Genomic DNA, 16,426 nt, shown 5'->3' on the forward strand with positions numbered 1-16,426 from the left:
TTTATTCAATCGGCCCATTGTGTAAAAAAAGCGTGAATCACTTCAAAATTTATTGTCTAGATAACATCTCTCAATACAAAAAAATCCAGCCGAAGCTGGATTTTTAAACAAAGTCTGTCTTGTAGTGAATGGCTTATCCAAGCAGGCTCAATGCTGAGTTTGGTGCTTGTTTGGCCTGTGCCAGAATCGAACTTGATGCCTGACCCAGAATCTGAGATTTGGTCAATGCAGTTGTTTCTTTCGCAAAGTCGGTATCTTTGATTCGGCTCTTCGATGCATTCACATTCTCATTAATGTTATCCAAGTTACTGGTTGCATGGTTGAATCGGTTCTGGAATGCACCCAGTTCAGCACGGTGACTATCAACATACTTTAATGCTGAGTCAATGATAGCAACCGACTGTTGTGCGCCACCGACAGAAGTCACATCAATGGTATCGACGGTGACACCTTTCCCTTCGCCAATCCCTAACTCGCCCGCTAATGCACCACCAAATGTAACATCACCATCAACTTTATTATTGCCAGCAAAGACTTGTAGTTTGCCATCCTGATCAACTGACGCTTTAATCGCATCGGTCTGACCATTGATGTAGGTTGCAAGCTCTTCAATATCATCACCCGCTTTAGCAGAGATAGCGATGTTTTGCTCTTGTCCGTCTTTGTCTATCAGATTGATTTGGAGATCATTCTGCCCGGCCTGAACGGTCCAGTTTTTGTCCTTACCATTTTCCGCGATATAACTGGTACCACCCATCTGGCTATTATCGCTGCGCATATTTTTCAGGTTCAGCATAACGGCTTCACCATTATCAGCACCAATCTGGAAGGATTTCGTCTGGAAAGTACCGTTTAAGAGCTTGTTACCACCAAAAGAGGTTGTTTCCGCAATCCGATTCAGTTCGTCATTCAGTGCTGTCACTTCTTCTTGAATCGCAACTCGATCAGATTTAGAGTTCGAGCCATTCGAAGACTGGAGTGACAAATCACGCATCCGTTGCAGAATGTTAGTGGTTTCGTTCATTGCCCCTTCAGCGGTTTGCGCAATAGAGATACCATCATTCGCGTTGCGTACAGCGACATCTAAGCCGCGGCTTTGTACATTCAAGCGATTCGAAATTTGCAGACCTGCAGCATCATCTTTCGCGCTATTGATTTTAAAGCCTGATGATAAACGTTCCATTGATGAATTCTGAGCTTGTGTTGCAGAATTCAGGTAACGTTGTGCGGTCATTGCTGATACGTTTGTGTTTACATTCACTGCCATGATGACTTCTCCAATTGATTTTCCGATGTTTCCGGTTTCCGACGTCTCGGAAAACCAAGTAGCTCTCTCAAAGTTACTTTTATTAACGACGTGGATGGGGAAATCTTAAGGATTTTTTTGATTTTTTCTCGACAAAAAGTCCAATTGCGTAAGGAGTGAGCAATCGATCAAATTCATTGCACTTTTCGCTAAAGATGTACTCAAACCGGACGATACAGGGCGTTTTTCTTTTATTTGTTGCGACTCATCAACAGCAGCAGAACGGTGACATAGATAAACCGTTCATACCTTTTTAACCTTTTCTACAACAAATCCTTTCTTCTACTCGATATGAGAGAACACTAGACGAGTGGAAGACATATCGAATAAATCAGAGGGGAGTCAGCGATCGTAGCAGCGTCAAATCACTCAGCGCATATACTCACCGGATATAATGTGAGCGGCTCAATCATTCACAATATAAAGGACCATCATTCACTGGGTGAATAGGATTCGTCTGATTGGCATCGGAACCCGTGCGTTGCTGCAAAACTGTAAGCCCAAAACGAGATGCAGCACTTATCTCAATCGTCTTTTATTTCCAGACTGATTTACCTCAAGACTGGTCTATCTTAATACTGATCTACCTTAATACTGATCTACCTTAATAAGTATAACGCCATATTGGGCTGTCTTTTGGCTTGTGCCAAAATTGACATACTGACCCGCTGCAAGATCTGTTGCTTCATGCTTTGGGTTGCTTCCCGGGCATAATCCGTATCCCGAATACGGCTTCTGGAAGTGGCCAGATTCTCATGAATATTGTCTAAATTCTGGATGGCATGTCCGAAGCGATTCTGAAATGCGCCCAGTTCAGCTCGGTTTTTATCGACGAACGATAAAGCCGTATCTAAGACGGAAACAGCCCGCTGCGCACCGCCGACCTGAGTAATATCGAGATTATTGACCGATTCATAGCCCATCACACCAATTTGCAGTTCACTGGCGAGCGAGCCACTGAAATCCATCGTGCCGGCAGTCTCTTTGCCGGCCATAAATATCTGCAGTTGTCCGTGCTCATTCACTGAGGCAGAGACTTGATCGGTCTGGCCATTGATATAGGTTGCTAACTGTTCAATATCATCCCCGGCTTTGGCTTCAATATCAATCTGCTGATCTGCCCCTTGTGCATCCTTAAAACGCATGGTGAGCTGATTCTGATCCGACTGAACGCGCCAATCCGATGGGGGCACCTTCTGGGCAAGATAGCTAAACCCACCCATATCGAGCGTGTCGGTACGCATGTTACTGAACGAAAGCTGTACCGCTTCTCCGGCACTCGCACCGATCTGAAAAGATGAGGTGCCGAAAGAGCCGTTCAATAACTTTCTGCCACCGAAAGAGGTCGTCTCCGCAATGCGGTTCAACTCATCATTCAGGGCAACATATTCTTCTTGCAAAGCTTGCCGATCCGCTTGGGAGTTAGAACCGTTGGCCGACTGTAGCGCCAAGTCACGCATTCGCTGTAAGAGCGAGGTACTTTCCTGCATCGCGCCTTCTGCGGTCTGCATGATTGAAATACCATCATTTGCATTTCTCACCGCAACATCCAGCCCGCTCATTTGTGTCCCCAAGCGATTTGATATCTGCAAACCGGCCGCATCATCTCTTGCATGATTAATACGGTAACCGGAAGATAAACGCTCCATCGCTTGTACCCAGGCACTGTTTGCCTGATTGACATAATGCTGAGCCAGCAATGCCGATATATTGGTATTGACTGTAATTGCCATAATTTTCACCTAAAATCACTCAGGATTTTCCCCCTATCGGTGTTTTCAGGGATATCTTTAGTGAAAAAAACCGAGCACTCAGGCTCGGTCACATTATGTACAGCTATGATGAGATGAATCTTATAATAAAGCGTATTTATCGGATGGTCAGTGACTGTAACATCCCGGCTGACGGCGCAAAAAAGTAAGCGCCAGTGACCGCGTGGGTAAACCGGAGCATTTGATCTGTTTTACCATCACGTTCACCATACATACTCTCTAACATCGCCTGAAAGTTATGCAGGGTCTGGCAATATGCAATGAAGAGTAAGCCATGATCACCACTCACCGTTCCATATGGCAAGCTATGTCTGAGGATTTTCAGCCCTTGACCGTTTTCTTTCAAATCGACACGCCCGACATGAGATGCAGCCGGCACATCATCTAATTCAACTGAATCGTCTTTCGTTCTGCCGATCACTTTCTCCTGAGCGGCAATGTTCAATCTTTCCCATGCCGGCAACTGGTGAACAAACCGCTGCATCATCACATAGCTTCCACCAGCAAATTCACCATCGTGGATGAGTGCAACGTCCTGACGCCCTTCATCTTTCGGATTTTCAGTGCCGTCAATGAATCCTGTCATATCCCGCGCATCGAGATAACGATATCCATAGGTTTCATCAATCATGTCCACCCATTCGGAAATACCACTCATCAGTTGGCGTAACACATAAAACAGTAAGTCATGGCGCTGACCGTGCACATGAATCAAAAAATCGACGTCGGTCACGGGCGCACTGATATCCCCCTGACCTAATGGGGTAAAATCCACCAACTCCGGTGGTAAAGCCGCGTCGAATTGTTTCCAGAATGAATGACTGAATGCAATGGAGAGGGACAGGTCAGCACCGGGCTGAGATGCATTCAGTGTCTCGACCAGATCCGGTAAAGATTGTAACTGACGCAATACTGATGCCGCTTCTTGCTTGACTTTAAAGATGGCATACAGCGCAAATGGTCCGGGTTCTGGCAAAATTGCAGTTTGAGGATGAGACATAAAAGATCCCTGATGTGTAGTTGTCTTGGGCCACATCATACTCTGTCATGCGTGAAGAACAAACTGCTAACGTCGCGATCTAAACAAGCCACGCAGAGCATCAGTCTTACGACCATTTGTCATGCAGCGATTTGTCATATAATTATTTGTCATATAGGTTTTTTTTATATAAGCATTTGTCATATAACCTCCGGGCTCTTACAAATCCTCGGCCTTACATATCACCTGCCTTACAAATAGCGCTGCTGGAGTAACGTCAATGCAAAATAGTAGCCATCCGGGCCCATCCAGTAATTGACGAGATTCTCGACGCTCTGGCTGGTATTGGTTGCGCCAGCCAGACCGTCAACGGTGAAACGGTCTTGGTTGTTTTCATGGGGAGCACCCACGCGAAATCGTGCCTGACCATCAGCAAGCACCTGTTTGCCTTGAAACTGAGCAAGCCACTGCTCATTTGTCATAATCTTGCCCCCTAGCGCTGGAGTCTCTCCCTGCTCATAAAAGCGGATCCGATGAATCGACAGCGTTTTAAGATCTAAGGACAGATAACCTTTCAACATGGACAAATATCCCTGCCCTTCAAGCGGTACAACCAACTGTTTCCCCATATTTTGGGGCGTCTCCTGTCTGGCAGTTTCCTTTTCTACTGAACTGTTTTTCTCTACTGAACCGTTCTCGCCTAAATCATAACCATCAACGATATACGCCATCACCCATTGGTCACGGCTCGCCAAATGCGCAAGATTCTGTTTGGCATCCAGCGTCTGCCGGGTCAGCGTATGATGTATAACGCGGTCCCGATAACGCGCAATCGTGTCCGGTTCATCCGTCAGCGTGTGATTTTCCATATTCAGTAATACGGGGTGAAAGTACGTCTTGATTAAGTTCGCCGTACTATCGTGAACCGTACCGAGACCGGCCACAGCCAACAATGTTCGTTTCTCATCACGCTGTATGATTTTATGGTGCTGCACTTTCGATGATGATGTTACGGACGCTTGCTGCCCGGTTCCGGCATGATTTTCATCATCAAAACAACCACCAAGGAGCATGACGCCCGGTAGCATGATCAGTGAGAGTAGCGATTGATATTTCATCTTGAACGATTACATCCTGATAGCAAAAAAAAACAGTGAAACAAACATGAACGGAAAAACAGACGTAAAAGCGCGAACACATGTTAGCGAGTCGACGTACGTTAACGAATCGACGTCCGTTAACGAATCGACATAGGTACCACCCTTGCGATGACCCTCACCAAGCCTTGATTGGTATGCAGTATCAGACTCACAAATTCCCCCCGTTGTAGCGGCCGGGTGAATCCCATGAGCATGATGTGTGAAGTATTGGGCGTTAACGCAAGTTTCTGATGTGCAGCAACCGTAATCTGCTCGACCGGATACATCTCACGCTGACCACTTTTATAGGTGGTGGCATGCAACATGATCTGTTTAAAGCGTTGACCGGTGACTTCACGAATAATGAGCGGCTTATCTGAACGGTTATAAATGGTCATTTTTGACCCGGTGGCACTGGCATTGCGTTGCGGCATAAATATCTCCGCTTTGCCGACTTCGATGTTCTCGGCTAAGGTTGCTGCAAATACCATACGGGTCACCGCCATCAACACGAAAATCAGCCCCATACGACACCATGAAAAGTTCGTCACTGTATTGTCCTATTCCTGAATCAAATTAACGTAATGATCGAGATCCATCCCGGATGAGTACCCCATATGAATTATTTTCAGAACACCTTGGCGATCAATAAAAAAAGTCGTGGGGGTGGCAATCACCTGATAACGTTCCTGAGTAATCCCAAGCTGATCGAGCCCGAGCGGCAGCGTAACGCCTAATTGATCAGCAAAAGCAGAGAGGTTTTCAGGGTGTGGGTCAATCCCGACCCCGATAAACTGCAATTTATCGGGGTGCGCCTCTGCATATTTTTGCCACGCTTTCATCATCACCAAGCAAGCCCCACAGGTTGATGACCAAAACTCAACAACGACCGGTTTACCGCGAACCTGTTGCAAGGTCATCTGCTGCTCATGCGCATCCATCACCGCTAAATCCGGGGCTGGTGCACCGACAGCCAGCGCCTGCTCTTTACAACCACTGAGCATCACCAGCACGCTCATCAATACGCTGAGGCCTATCCGCTTAATGACCATTGATGTATTCCTCACCCATGTATTTGCCATGCTGCAAACGAATGATCCGGTCAGTATAACGACCTAAATCCGGGTTATGCGTCACCATAATAATGGTTCGGTTCTGTTGATGCAGACGTTGGAATATCTCCAAAACAATCCGCTCATTCGCTTCATCCAGATTGCCGGTCGGCTCATCGGCAAATAATATCGGACACTCATTGACCAACGCCCGGGCAATACAGACCCGCTGCTGCTCCCCTCCCGATAATTGACTGGGTAAATGATTGATGCGGTCCTCAAGCCCAACGTCTGCCAGCACTTTTTTTGCAGCGTCGATATCCGTGACACTATGGTAGTGCTGCGCCAACATCACATTTTCTAACGCGGTCAAATAAGGGATCAGATGGAACTGCTGGAACAACAATCCTATTTTTTCAGCCCGGAATGCGCGCCGCCCATCTTCATCAAGACTCGCGGCATGATGCCCGTCGAGAATGACTTGTCCTTCCGTCGCTGTATCAAGACAACTCAGGATATTCATCAGGGTGGTTTTACCCGAACCGGATGCGCCCATGATGGCCACGAATTCTCCCCGACGAATGGAAAGATTGATATTATCCAATGCACTCACATGCTCAAAACGCTTACACAATCCCTTAGTTTCGATGACAAATTCAGACACATTACTCTCCTTTCAACACTTTCGCCGGATCCACTTTCATGGCGCGTAAAGTCGGGATGATTGCAGCCACCAGCGCAGCACAAACAGATAAAATCATTGTGATAATAAAGACCGGCAAACGCAGATCAATTGATGCACTAAACACCGTTTGCCCAAGGATTTGAGCAAGGATATAACCGAGACCTAATCCCATCACAATCGCTGCAATGGTCATTAACAATGTCTCTGACAAAATTTGCCGGGTAATCGCTCGATGGGATGCTCCCAGCGCTTTTTGCAATGCAAATTCATGGCGGCGCTCACCAATCATTGCCGTCAGTGTTGTATTCACACACAGGGTAGAAAGTATCAGAATCACCACCGCAACCACGCCCATCAGGAGTTTGATTTTATTCAGCACTTTTCCTTCTGACGCAGAGACTTTCAGAATCGGGCGAATGGTCAGGTTCGGGTAACGGGCTTTAAGACGTGCGGCATACTGGTTCACCTGCCCCTGAGCATTATCGATACTAAACATGGCGTAATTGGCCTGATCAGGCTGGTGGAGCCATTTTTGTAGCATCGAAATATTGACGATCAAATAGTTATCTTCATCTGCACCGGCATCGATAATGCCTTTAATGGTAAAAGTATGCCGGGTATCCCCCTGAATCAGACTCAGTTGAGAGCCGACCTTCACTTCTAGCTTCTTCGCCAGATTGGTCCCAATCATCGCATTGCGTTGGTCAAAAGATACACCAACCCATTCCCCTTGAACCTGCCAATACGGCACCAGATCTTTCAATTGGGAAAAATCAACGCCCATCGCCACCACTTTTTCTAAATCGGATTGCACCACCCCATACAGATACGGGCTGGATGCCACTAACTGAGCCTGTGGTGCCAAAGCCAACATAGCGCGGTAATCGTGAGTCGATAACGTCGAAGAATCAGCATCCGGACCAACATAAAAATTCGCCCCGTAATGACGCAGTTCATGACTCATTTTCTGGTTGATATCGAAATAAACACCAGCCATGGCGGTCACAATTGCCGCCCCCATGGTCAGCGCAGCAAGCACCACAACCACCCGACGCAAACGCAGTTTCAGGGAACGAATGATCAGCAGGTTTTGCATCGAATGTTTATTTACGGCCATACAAAACCTCGATTGGATAAAGTGCGGCAATTCGTCGGGAAGGGAAATAGGTACCGCATATGGTCATGATGACCGAGATAACCAAAATGAGCGGGATAATGATCCAGTGAAAAGGGATAAACGATCCAAACAGGGCATACCCCATCACTTTGGACAATCCCCATCCGGCAGCACATCCCAGTATGCCGCCCAGCAAACCGCACACGATAGATTCAGCATAAAATAACAAGTACACCTGCCAATTATGGGCACCGAGGGATTTCATCAACCCAATCTCTTTAGAACGCTGTAAAATTGCGTTGGTCATCAGAGAAGCGATCCCCATCGAGGCAGCAACAAATGCGGCTAATGTCACCATAAACAATAAACTCTGAATTTTACGAATGACGATGCCTTCCGATGCCGCGACTTGCCAAACAGGACGAACAGCCGCGTTACTTAACGCTTTTTCTAATTGGTAGGAGATGGAAGAAACAAATGCGGTACAAAACCATAAGTCATATTCATCAGAATCTAACGATTCCAGATTGTCCCGCGCTTTTTTCGACAACGCATTTTCAGGCACTGTCAACGCAGAGACTTTAATACTTTCCACACGCCCTGCCAGTCCCAGCAATGCCTGACCAACATGTAACGGCACAATAACGGACGCTTCCTCGGCACTACCATTGGTCAAAATGCCGGTAATGGTGACCTGTTCATGGTGTTGTTTACCGGCTAACGTTAACTGGTCACCAATGTGCCAGCCCATCCGGCTGGCCAGTGCGGTTCCGACCAACGCCTGCTGTTTGGTATCCTCCGGCCACTGTCCCTGTACTTTCCAATACTGAGAGATAATCTTGTTACCGGTGTGATAATCCGGCTCATCCGGGACAGCAAGGTGCTGATCAAAGAACGTGCCGACAATGGGGACCTCACTCTGCCCGTGATTGATGGTCACAACCCCGCGCACATAAGGGGCAAACCCGATGATATTATTCCGCCAGAAGATGTTTTTGATATTGGGTAATTCCGACGCCAGTAACAAGCTATCTTTATCCATGTCCGTCAGCGTATGTTTCAACATGTAAGGCAGATTCACCTGACCTTCTGGTTTAATTTCGATGTTGGCACCATAGCGCTTCATCTCAACCGACATCTTGTCACCAATCGTAATCGAAATAGCCAGCAACGCTGAAATTAACCCTGCCGCCAGAAAAATAGTGGTCGTTGCCAGCACTTTCCGGCCACGGTCATGACGCCATGACTGACGAAGCATTGTCCATAGCATTATTGTGCCCCTCCTATCGCTGAACTCTGATCAACGTAGCCCCAAGGGTTATCACGGAATGCATCGTAAGAGTTCTGCTCAGTAAAGAAATAGGTTTTCCCCCCGAAGGTATAACTAAACGGGGCATCGAGATTGGTCAGCGATTTACCGTTCACCGGATCAACCACGGTAATCTTCACCACATCGCTGAAATACTGAAGACCCGATTCAAGCATCACTTTCCCGATGACGATCTCATTATTGGTCAACGACCATTTCTTAATCGGAATCGGGTTACATCCGCCCGGGTTACCAATCGACGGAATAAAGATATGTACACCACAGGCCAGACAGATCACCTGATCACCATCCTGAATATACCCCGCATCACCACACAACATGCAGGCATCCAGGACCACACCAAACTTCATTTCACCGGGGTAGCGATCAATGATAAAAAAGCGCACCACTTTACCGTCACTCGCAATCCACTGATAACGGTGTAACTTGCCGTCTTTCAGGGTATCGGTGATCGGAATGTGGACCGCATCATCGGCGGACAACGTCATCGTCTGCGCCGGTGAACGCGTTGGCGGCTGAGACGCCACGGCATCCCAGTACAGTAAACTGCAAAAAATCATCACCAAGCTGACAGCGAAACTTTTCGCCCGGCGACGGTGAATATTCAGTTGGGCCTGAAGTTTACGTCTTGCGATGGGCTGCTGTTGTGCTTTCACTGCATTTTTCAACGGCTTCACATCACTCCACATCATGATACTCAGTGGAATCAGACTCAGTGCCAGCACACAATACGCATACAACCAGAAGAAATTGGTCACTTTTGAAACGTAACTCAACAGTCCCTGATACAGATCGATCATCTGTAACTTCATCCCAGCCAGAATCACCTCTCCGGAGAGCGGTAAAATTGCCAGTAAAATGAAGATGAAAAAGACGCTATTTTTTAAGATACGCGAGCGCTGTTCGAAAACTTTACCGGTAAAAAAGTAAACCGAACCAATTAAAACAAACCCGAATAGCAAGGCGGTCACATTCAGGATCAGTTCGGTATTGATCACACTGGTGGCAGTCATCATGTCCAGTTTTGCAATTCGGGCCCACATAAATGCGGCCAATACCGTCACAATCGCCTGCCAGACCAACAACACCCGGGTCGGTCGGGTACTCAGTAAACCGTAGCCCAATAACAACAGGCATATCACGATGTAGGCACAGCCGATAGAGAAAATATAGACTTGGCTGTAAGGCAACAACGTATAAGCACAAACCCCAATGACAACAGGCAGCACAAACCACCAGAACCTTTGCTTATACGACGTATTCGCACCCGACCAAAGCAAGCCGAACATCATCGCGGGGAGAAGAAAGTGGGAAAGAACCTGAGAAAGATAAAAACTCATATCCGCTCACATGATAAATTTTTTCAGGTGACTTTGACCAAGAGCAAAGCCACCTTTGTATGAATCCCAGACTTGGCGGGAGGTTTAATTCAGACCAACATATTTAAATTTGTAATTCACATCAAAAGGCTTGTACCAACGGCCAACGCCTGTTGCTTCATCGGTGTGACGAAGCAGACCACCTTTCGATGGTGGGTCAATATGGAAAGAAAGCTCATAATTACCCACACCAAGCATTTTCACATTTGAACCATAATGAGGACCGTCTGAGGCAATCATTGGCATGAAAGTCCCCTGTTGAGTTTTACCGGTATCCAAGTTCTTCATTTTGTAGCTGATCGTCAGGTACGGAATCCATTCACCAGCCGCAAAGCCATTTTTATTGCCTTTCAGTGCATGAATGTCCGCTTCAAGGTGAACATCTGCCTGAGAAGCGGCCATCATCATACCTTGGGGTTCCATCGTGACCGGTTCCAGATAAACAGCGGCCAGTTCCATACCGTTCATTTCAACGGTCTCCCCTGCCGGGTGTTCACCCGCAATCGCTGCGGTCCCAAATGTCATTGCTGAAATCGCAACTGGAATTAAAAATTTATTCGTCATTAAAATTATTCCTTCAATAAAAAGTTGTCACAGACTGAAATTGCCATAGATTGAGCTACGCGGTTTGTCTACCCTGACGCCGAATGACGAACAATGCCAAAATCGCGGCTGCAACCAGCGCGAGTTGAGGTATTAACGTTTCAGCATAAGGATAAACCCCCAACAAACTGATTTGCGGAACTGCCTCTATGAGTGTCGGGTTAAAGACTTTGGCTTCAATAAGTTCTAAAACACCGTTACCGGCAAAGACAAATGCCATCAGATACATAAATCCACCGGTGAAGATAAAGAAAGGTTTGAGTGGTAATTTCACGACGCTATAACGCATCAAGAAAAAGATAACCGTTAGAATCACGATCCCCACACCGAGCCCGCTCAAGATCCCGATGAGTGAATTTGATGAACCGTCAGCCCCCAGCGCATAATAGAACAGCACGGTTTCGGCACCTTCACGGTAAACGGCTAGAAAGCTGGCGAACCACAGACCGGCAATCGAACCTGCGGTGAGTGAGCGGGATAATTTATTTTCGAGATACTGTTTCCAATGGGTTGCTTCCACTTTCGACAGCAACCAGTAACTCATCATGAACAGCACCACAACCGCGATCAGCATTGTGATACCTTCCAGCATTTCGCGACTCGCGCCAGCATTGGTAAACAACCACTGGAACAGGGCCGCTGTGATCAAACTGCATATCACGCCAACCACGACGGAATTCTTGATAATATAGAGTTTGTCGGTATGGTCGTTCTTGACCAGATAAGCGGTAATTGCAGCGACAATCAGTAACGCTTCCAAACCTTCACGGAGAATAATGGTGAGGCTGGCGATAAACATTGCCCAAATCCCCTGACTACCGCCGCCTAACATGCTGGCACCTTGGTCCAGACTACGACTCAATGCCTGTTGTTGCGCCTGAATATCAGCCAGTTCAGAGCGGGCTTTCATCATACTGACCAGACGGGTAAAGTAACCTTCCAGTTCAGATTTCAGTGCACTATCCCGCGCACCAATAGCATTTTCCATGCCTGTTGATTCGAAGCGATCAAAATACGTATCCTGAACCGCTATCATCGCATCAGCAACCTGACCTTGTTGGTAGCGGTCAACCGCCTGAGCGATAGCAGCATCAATGCCGGTTATCACTGATTGCCAGTCTTGCTTGACGTCTGAATGCTCAACTTCCTGAGTCTGTTTCTGATCATCACGAGTCGCTGGCAGCCCCGGGAGATCATCTTTCAGCCCTTGTGTCAGCGTGGCAACCTGATAACCAAATGCGACCAAACGTTGCATGGCATATGGCTGATCGGCCAAATCAATCATGGCTTTGAACATGTCATTATATTGCGCGGCTTTTGCACCGGAACGATTCAGGCGGATGGCGGTTTCCAGATCAGAGTTTTTATAACCATCAAATTGTGCCTGTCGTATCAGCTTCACTGCGGCTTCCCGCTTTGCCTGTTGCGCCTGTTCTGTCTCAGCCTGAGTTGACGTGCGATAACTGGCCAAACCTTGGTTAACCAGCCGTTCAATGGTCAGAACTTGCTCTCGCCAGTAAGGTAAAATTGACGCATGATGGATGTTCGCCGTTTCCGCGACCAACTGTGTTCCTGATTCCAGAATCGAGGGAACTGATGCGATTTGAGTTTTGAGCCAGTCGACATTTTCCTTCACGTCATCGAGCGACGCCTGATTGCCAATCATCTTCCGAATTTCACTAAATTTAGCTTCTAGCTGATACGCGTATTTCTGGGAATAATTAATTCGGATGGGGCCTTCCAGACCTTCAAACACTTCAAAATATGCCATTTGCACCGTGTGCTTCGCTTGTACAGCATCACCATGCGCATAAAGTTGTACCGTGGTATCCAGACGCGTATTGATATCATCCGCAGCAGCCTGATAATCAAGCACCGCTGCTGCAACAGAGTAATTAAAAGTAAAAATCGTAGTAATAATGAAAAGCTTTACCAGCTTTAACATAACAAACATCCTGCGAGCCAATCACAAATAAAAATACTAAAGAAAATAGTTATCATTTGCAATAGAAAGATTTTGTTACATTTGAAATGTTACATTCGGAAAATGAATCCAGAGAGGAAGATATAACACGAGGTCATGATTTATGAATGGCATTCATACAGGTCGCGATCTGAAACGCAACCCGATTTCAAAACCGTGTTCGAACCTGTTGGAATAATGAGTACCACTCAGAAAAGAGAAAGGACAAAAGCCAGAACATTCTGGCTTTTAGGCTTGCGTATTGTTGCCCCACAACCAAGGATAACCGTCAGCCAATTCAGCCAAGAACATAATTCGAGCATGACCCGCGCTACCCTTGAAAAGATCAGAGGAGCCATGAACCATCATTGATTATGTTGATTTTCATACAGTAAAGCGCGATGAAACGATATCCGTTTTCTCGCCCTAAAGGGATTTACCCAGACTGGCAGCTATATCATCTTGACGTTCAACAATCCATTGACTATCAAATGGTCCCCAATCGGACAACCGGTAGTACCCGTCATTGTGTCGTCTCCCGTCTTGGATAAACATGAGTTGAATGCCGATAGCCGGTAATGCTTTCAACACATCCTGAATTGTGCGACGAGGCCACCCGGTATGTTCAATTAATCTGGGGACATTTGGCCTGTCTAGATTTTCAACCAAGTAAGCTAAATAAAGCCTTCTTGCAAAAACAGGACTCAATTCCATTGACACCTCCTATTCACGTGCCAGCCCATTATTTCGGTTTTCACACAAAGAGTGTTGCGTTCGATCAATAACTTCATTTTTATCTGTCACTCGATGAATAAAATGCCTCTCATATCAATCAAGCTGCTGTAAATCACGACTTTGTCAGCGCACTCACTTCCTGCTACGATGCGCTCACAGCCTGCTCTAATTTGAGGAATCATATGACCATTACGCTTTATGGCATCCCCAACTGCGACACCATAAAAAAAGCACGTCGCTGGTTAGATGCTGAAAATATCGACTATCGATTTCACGATTTCCGTAAAGACGGAATCCACGCTGAACTCGTTGAAGAATTTTGTCACAATTTAGGATGGGACAAGGTGGTCAATAAACGTGGCACAACCTATAGACAACTGACTCAAGCACAAAAAGACAGCTTAAACAGTACAACCGCGATTCCCCTATTGGTTGAATCCCCAGCCATGATTAAACGTCCGGTTTTGGTGGTAGGTAACACTTTCCACCTTGGTTTTTCTCCTGAACAATACTCTGAGATATTTGCATAGAAAGGAACAAATGGATGAGCGATAGTCCGGTACTCGCCCTTGCTAAAGAATTAATTTGTCGTCGTTCGGTTACACCGGAAGACGCAGGATGCCAAGACTTAATGATAGAACGGCTCAAGGCTCTCGGCTTTGACGTTGAAATCATGGTTTTTGAAGACACCACCAACTTTTGGGCCCGACGAGGGACACAAGCCCCCCTATTTGCCTTTGCCGGCCATACCGATGTTGTGCCTGCCGGAAAAGCAGAACTATGGCATACCCCCCCATTTGAACCGACCGTCATTGATAACTATCTGCATGGCCGTGGCGCAGCGGACATGAAAGGGTCACTCGCCTGTATGATTGTTGCGGTTGAGCGCTTTATTGCAGCGCATCCTGACCATCAAGGGTCCATTGCATTTCTGATCACATCGGATGAAGAAGGTCCGTTTATTAACGGCACAACCCGGGTTGTCGATACATTAGTGGCACGGGATGAAATCATTGACATGTGTATTGTCGGAGAACCCTCCAGCACCCACGCCGTCGGTGATGTGGTCAAAAATGGTCGCCGAGGTTCACTGACCGGTGATTTAGTCGTCAAAGGAATGCAAGGCCATGTCGCCTATCCTCATTTAGCCAATAATCCGGTCCATCAGGCACTGCCCGCATTGACCGAACTTGCCGCGATTCAATGGGATGAAGGGAATGAATTTTTCCCGCCGACGAGCTTTCAGATTCCAAATGTACAAGCGGGAACCGGTGCATCCAATGTGATTCCGGGTGAATTCCATGTCCAATTTAACTTCCGTTACAGTACGGAACTGACAGCAGAAGAGATTCAGCGTCGCGTGCATTCCACATTTGATGCCCATGGTCTGGATTATGATCTGAAATGGACTTTGAATGGCAAACCGTTTCTAACTGATGCCGGTAGCCTTGTGGAAGCCGTTACCCAGTCTGTCAGCCAGATTAACCATAAAGAACCGGCACTACTCACAACCGGCGGAACATCCGACGGTCGGTTTATCGCACAGATGGGCGCTCAGGTTGTTGAACTCGGTCCGGTCAATGCGACGATTCACAAAGTCAATGAATGTGTCAGTATCCCTGACCTTGAGAAATTGACCGATATGTATCAACACACATTGAACAACTTACTGGCCCGATGATATGACGCCTGAGCAATTAACCGGAAAAAGTGAGCAACATCTGCAAGCATGTCTTGTGGATACCAAAACCTTCCTGATCCATCCGCAGGTTGCTCAAGATTTTCTGGCGTTGAAACAGGCCGCTCACCAAGCCGGATTCCAGTTACAAATTGCCAGCGGATTCCGTAATTTTCAGCAGCAGCTTGCGATCTGGAATCTAAAATTCTCAGGAGAACGGCCGCTGCTCGACTCACAAAGTCGGCCGCTCGATGCTTCAAACATGCCAGAGCAAGAAAAAGTTCTGGCCATTTTACGCTGGTCGGCACTTCCCGGCGCCAGCCGGCATCATTGGGGTACAGACTTTGATGTCTATGACAGAAATGCGTTACCCGCCAATGAATCGCTGCGTCTGGAACCATGGGAATATCAATCCGGTCATCAGGCTCACTTTTCGGCATGGTTAACCAAACACCTCTCCCAATTTGGTTTTTTCCTGCCGTATCAGCGGGATCGGGGCGGTGTGTCGGTCGAACCTTGGCATATCAGTCATCATCTCGTTGCAACACAATGTCTGAATCAAATGTCACCTGACATCATCTTTCAGGCATTGGCTGACGAGTCGATCGCAGGCAAAAATACGATCCACAAAATGTGCCATACTATCTACACCCAATTTGTCATCAATATCGAACAGAGCGGTGCGTAA

Annotated in this window: 16 protein-coding genes; 3 read left to right on the forward strand and 13 right to left on the reverse strand. The window is 47.0% G+C overall.

Features of this window, described 5'->3' with window-relative positions; genetic code table 11:
- Window positions 1–133: 133 nt before the first annotated feature.
- The 13 genes from OCU60_RS12750 to OCU60_RS12810 all read right to left on the reverse strand — a co-directional run bounded on the left by OCU60_RS12750 (window position 134) and on the right by OCU60_RS12810 (window position 14,039).
- Window positions 134–1,267 (reverse strand): flagellin, encoded by a 1,134-nt coding sequence (locus OCU60_RS12750; RefSeq protein ID WP_074371598.1) that lies wholly within the window; start codon window positions 1,265–1,267, stop codon window positions 134–136.
- 638 nt (window positions 1,268–1,905) lie between these two features.
- Complete coding sequence (locus OCU60_RS12755) at window positions 1,906–3,039, reverse strand: flagellin (protein ID WP_074371599.1); 1,134 nt, start codon at window positions 3,037–3,039, stop codon at window positions 1,906–1,908.
- Between the two features lie 136 nt (window positions 3,040–3,175).
- A complete protein-coding gene (locus OCU60_RS12760) occupies window positions 3,176–4,078 on the reverse strand; it encodes a Dyp-type peroxidase (RefSeq protein WP_074371600.1) in 903 nt (300 codons plus the stop codon).
- A 230-nt stretch (window positions 4,079–4,308) separates the two neighbouring features.
- Window positions 4,309–5,175 (reverse strand): FMN-binding protein, encoded by an 867-nt coding sequence (locus OCU60_RS12765; protein WP_074371601.1) that lies wholly within the window; start codon window positions 5,173–5,175, stop codon window positions 4,309–4,311.
- Between the two features lie 119 nt (window positions 5,176–5,294).
- On the reverse strand, window positions 5,295–5,747 hold the full coding sequence (locus OCU60_RS12770) for a copper chaperone PCu(A)C (RefSeq protein WP_139302091.1): 453 nt from the start codon (window positions 5,745–5,747) through the stop codon (window positions 5,295–5,297).
- Between the two features lie 9 nt (window positions 5,748–5,756).
- On the reverse strand, window positions 5,757–6,248 hold the full coding sequence (locus OCU60_RS12775; protein ID WP_074371603.1) for a TlpA family protein disulfide reductase: 492 nt from the start codon (window positions 6,246–6,248) through the stop codon (window positions 5,757–5,759).
- Window positions 6,238–6,912, reverse strand: a complete 675-nt coding sequence (locus OCU60_RS12780; RefSeq protein ID WP_074371604.1) for an ABC transporter ATP-binding protein — start codon at window positions 6,910–6,912, stop codon at window positions 6,238–6,240. Before OCU60_RS12780 ends, OCU60_RS12775 begins: the two co-directional genes overlap by 11 nt.
- Before the next feature lies 1 nt (window position 6,913).
- Complete coding sequence (locus OCU60_RS12785; protein WP_074371605.1) at window positions 6,914–8,050, reverse strand: ABC transporter permease; 1,137 nt, start codon at window positions 8,048–8,050, stop codon at window positions 6,914–6,916.
- Window positions 8,037–9,320: an ABC transporter permease gene (locus tag OCU60_RS12790; protein WP_074371606.1), complete on the reverse strand. Its 1,284-nt coding sequence runs from the start codon at window positions 9,318–9,320 to the stop codon at window positions 8,037–8,039. The genes OCU60_RS12785 and OCU60_RS12790 overlap by 14 nt, the downstream gene beginning before the upstream one ends.
- Window positions 9,320–10,720 carry a Fe-S-containing protein gene (locus OCU60_RS12795; protein ID WP_074371607.1) on the reverse strand — a complete coding sequence of 467 codons (1,401 nt, stop codon included), beginning with the start codon at window positions 10,718–10,720 and terminating at the stop codon, window positions 9,320–9,322. Before OCU60_RS12795 ends, OCU60_RS12790 begins: the two co-directional genes overlap by 1 nt.
- An 84-nt stretch (window positions 10,721–10,804) precedes the next feature.
- Window positions 10,805–11,323 (reverse strand): iron transporter, encoded by a 519-nt coding sequence (locus OCU60_RS12800; RefSeq protein ID WP_074371608.1) that lies wholly within the window; start codon window positions 11,321–11,323, stop codon window positions 10,805–10,807.
- Between the two features lie 55 nt (window positions 11,324–11,378).
- On the reverse strand, window positions 11,379–13,307 hold the full coding sequence (locus OCU60_RS12805; RefSeq protein WP_205410464.1) for an FTR1 family iron permease: 1,929 nt from the start codon (window positions 13,305–13,307) through the stop codon (window positions 11,379–11,381).
- Between the two features lie 444 nt (window positions 13,308–13,751).
- Window positions 13,752–14,039 (reverse strand): winged helix-turn-helix domain-containing protein, encoded by a 288-nt coding sequence (locus OCU60_RS12810; protein ID WP_038183694.1) that lies wholly within the window; start codon window positions 14,037–14,039, stop codon window positions 13,752–13,754.
- A gap of 203 nt (window positions 14,040–14,242) precedes the next feature.
- On the opposite strand from OCU60_RS12810, the gene OCU60_RS12815 reads away from it, so the two are divergent.
- Genes OCU60_RS12815 through OCU60_RS12825 form a run of 3 tightly spaced genes read left to right on the forward strand, consistent with a single transcriptional unit; the run spans window position 14,243 to window position 16,426 of the window.
- Window positions 14,243–14,590 (forward strand): ArsC family reductase, encoded by a 348-nt coding sequence (locus OCU60_RS12815; protein ID WP_074371610.1) that lies wholly within the window; start codon window positions 14,243–14,245, stop codon window positions 14,588–14,590.
- A gap of 14 nt (window positions 14,591–14,604) precedes the next feature.
- The gene (gene dapE / locus OCU60_RS12820; RefSeq protein WP_074371611.1) at window positions 14,605–15,741 is read left to right on the forward strand and encodes a succinyl-diaminopimelate desuccinylase; all 1,137 of its coding nucleotides are present in this window, start codon (window positions 14,605–14,607) and stop codon (window positions 15,739–15,741) included.
- A 1-nt stretch (window position 15,742) separates the two neighbouring features.
- Window positions 15,743–16,426 (forward strand): M15 family metallopeptidase, encoded by a 684-nt coding sequence (locus tag OCU60_RS12825; protein WP_074371612.1) that lies wholly within the window; start codon window positions 15,743–15,745, stop codon window positions 16,424–16,426.

The organism is Vibrio spartinae (assembly GCF_024347135.1).
GTDB lineage: Bacteria > Pseudomonadota > Gammaproteobacteria > Enterobacterales > Vibrionaceae > Vibrio > Vibrio spartinae.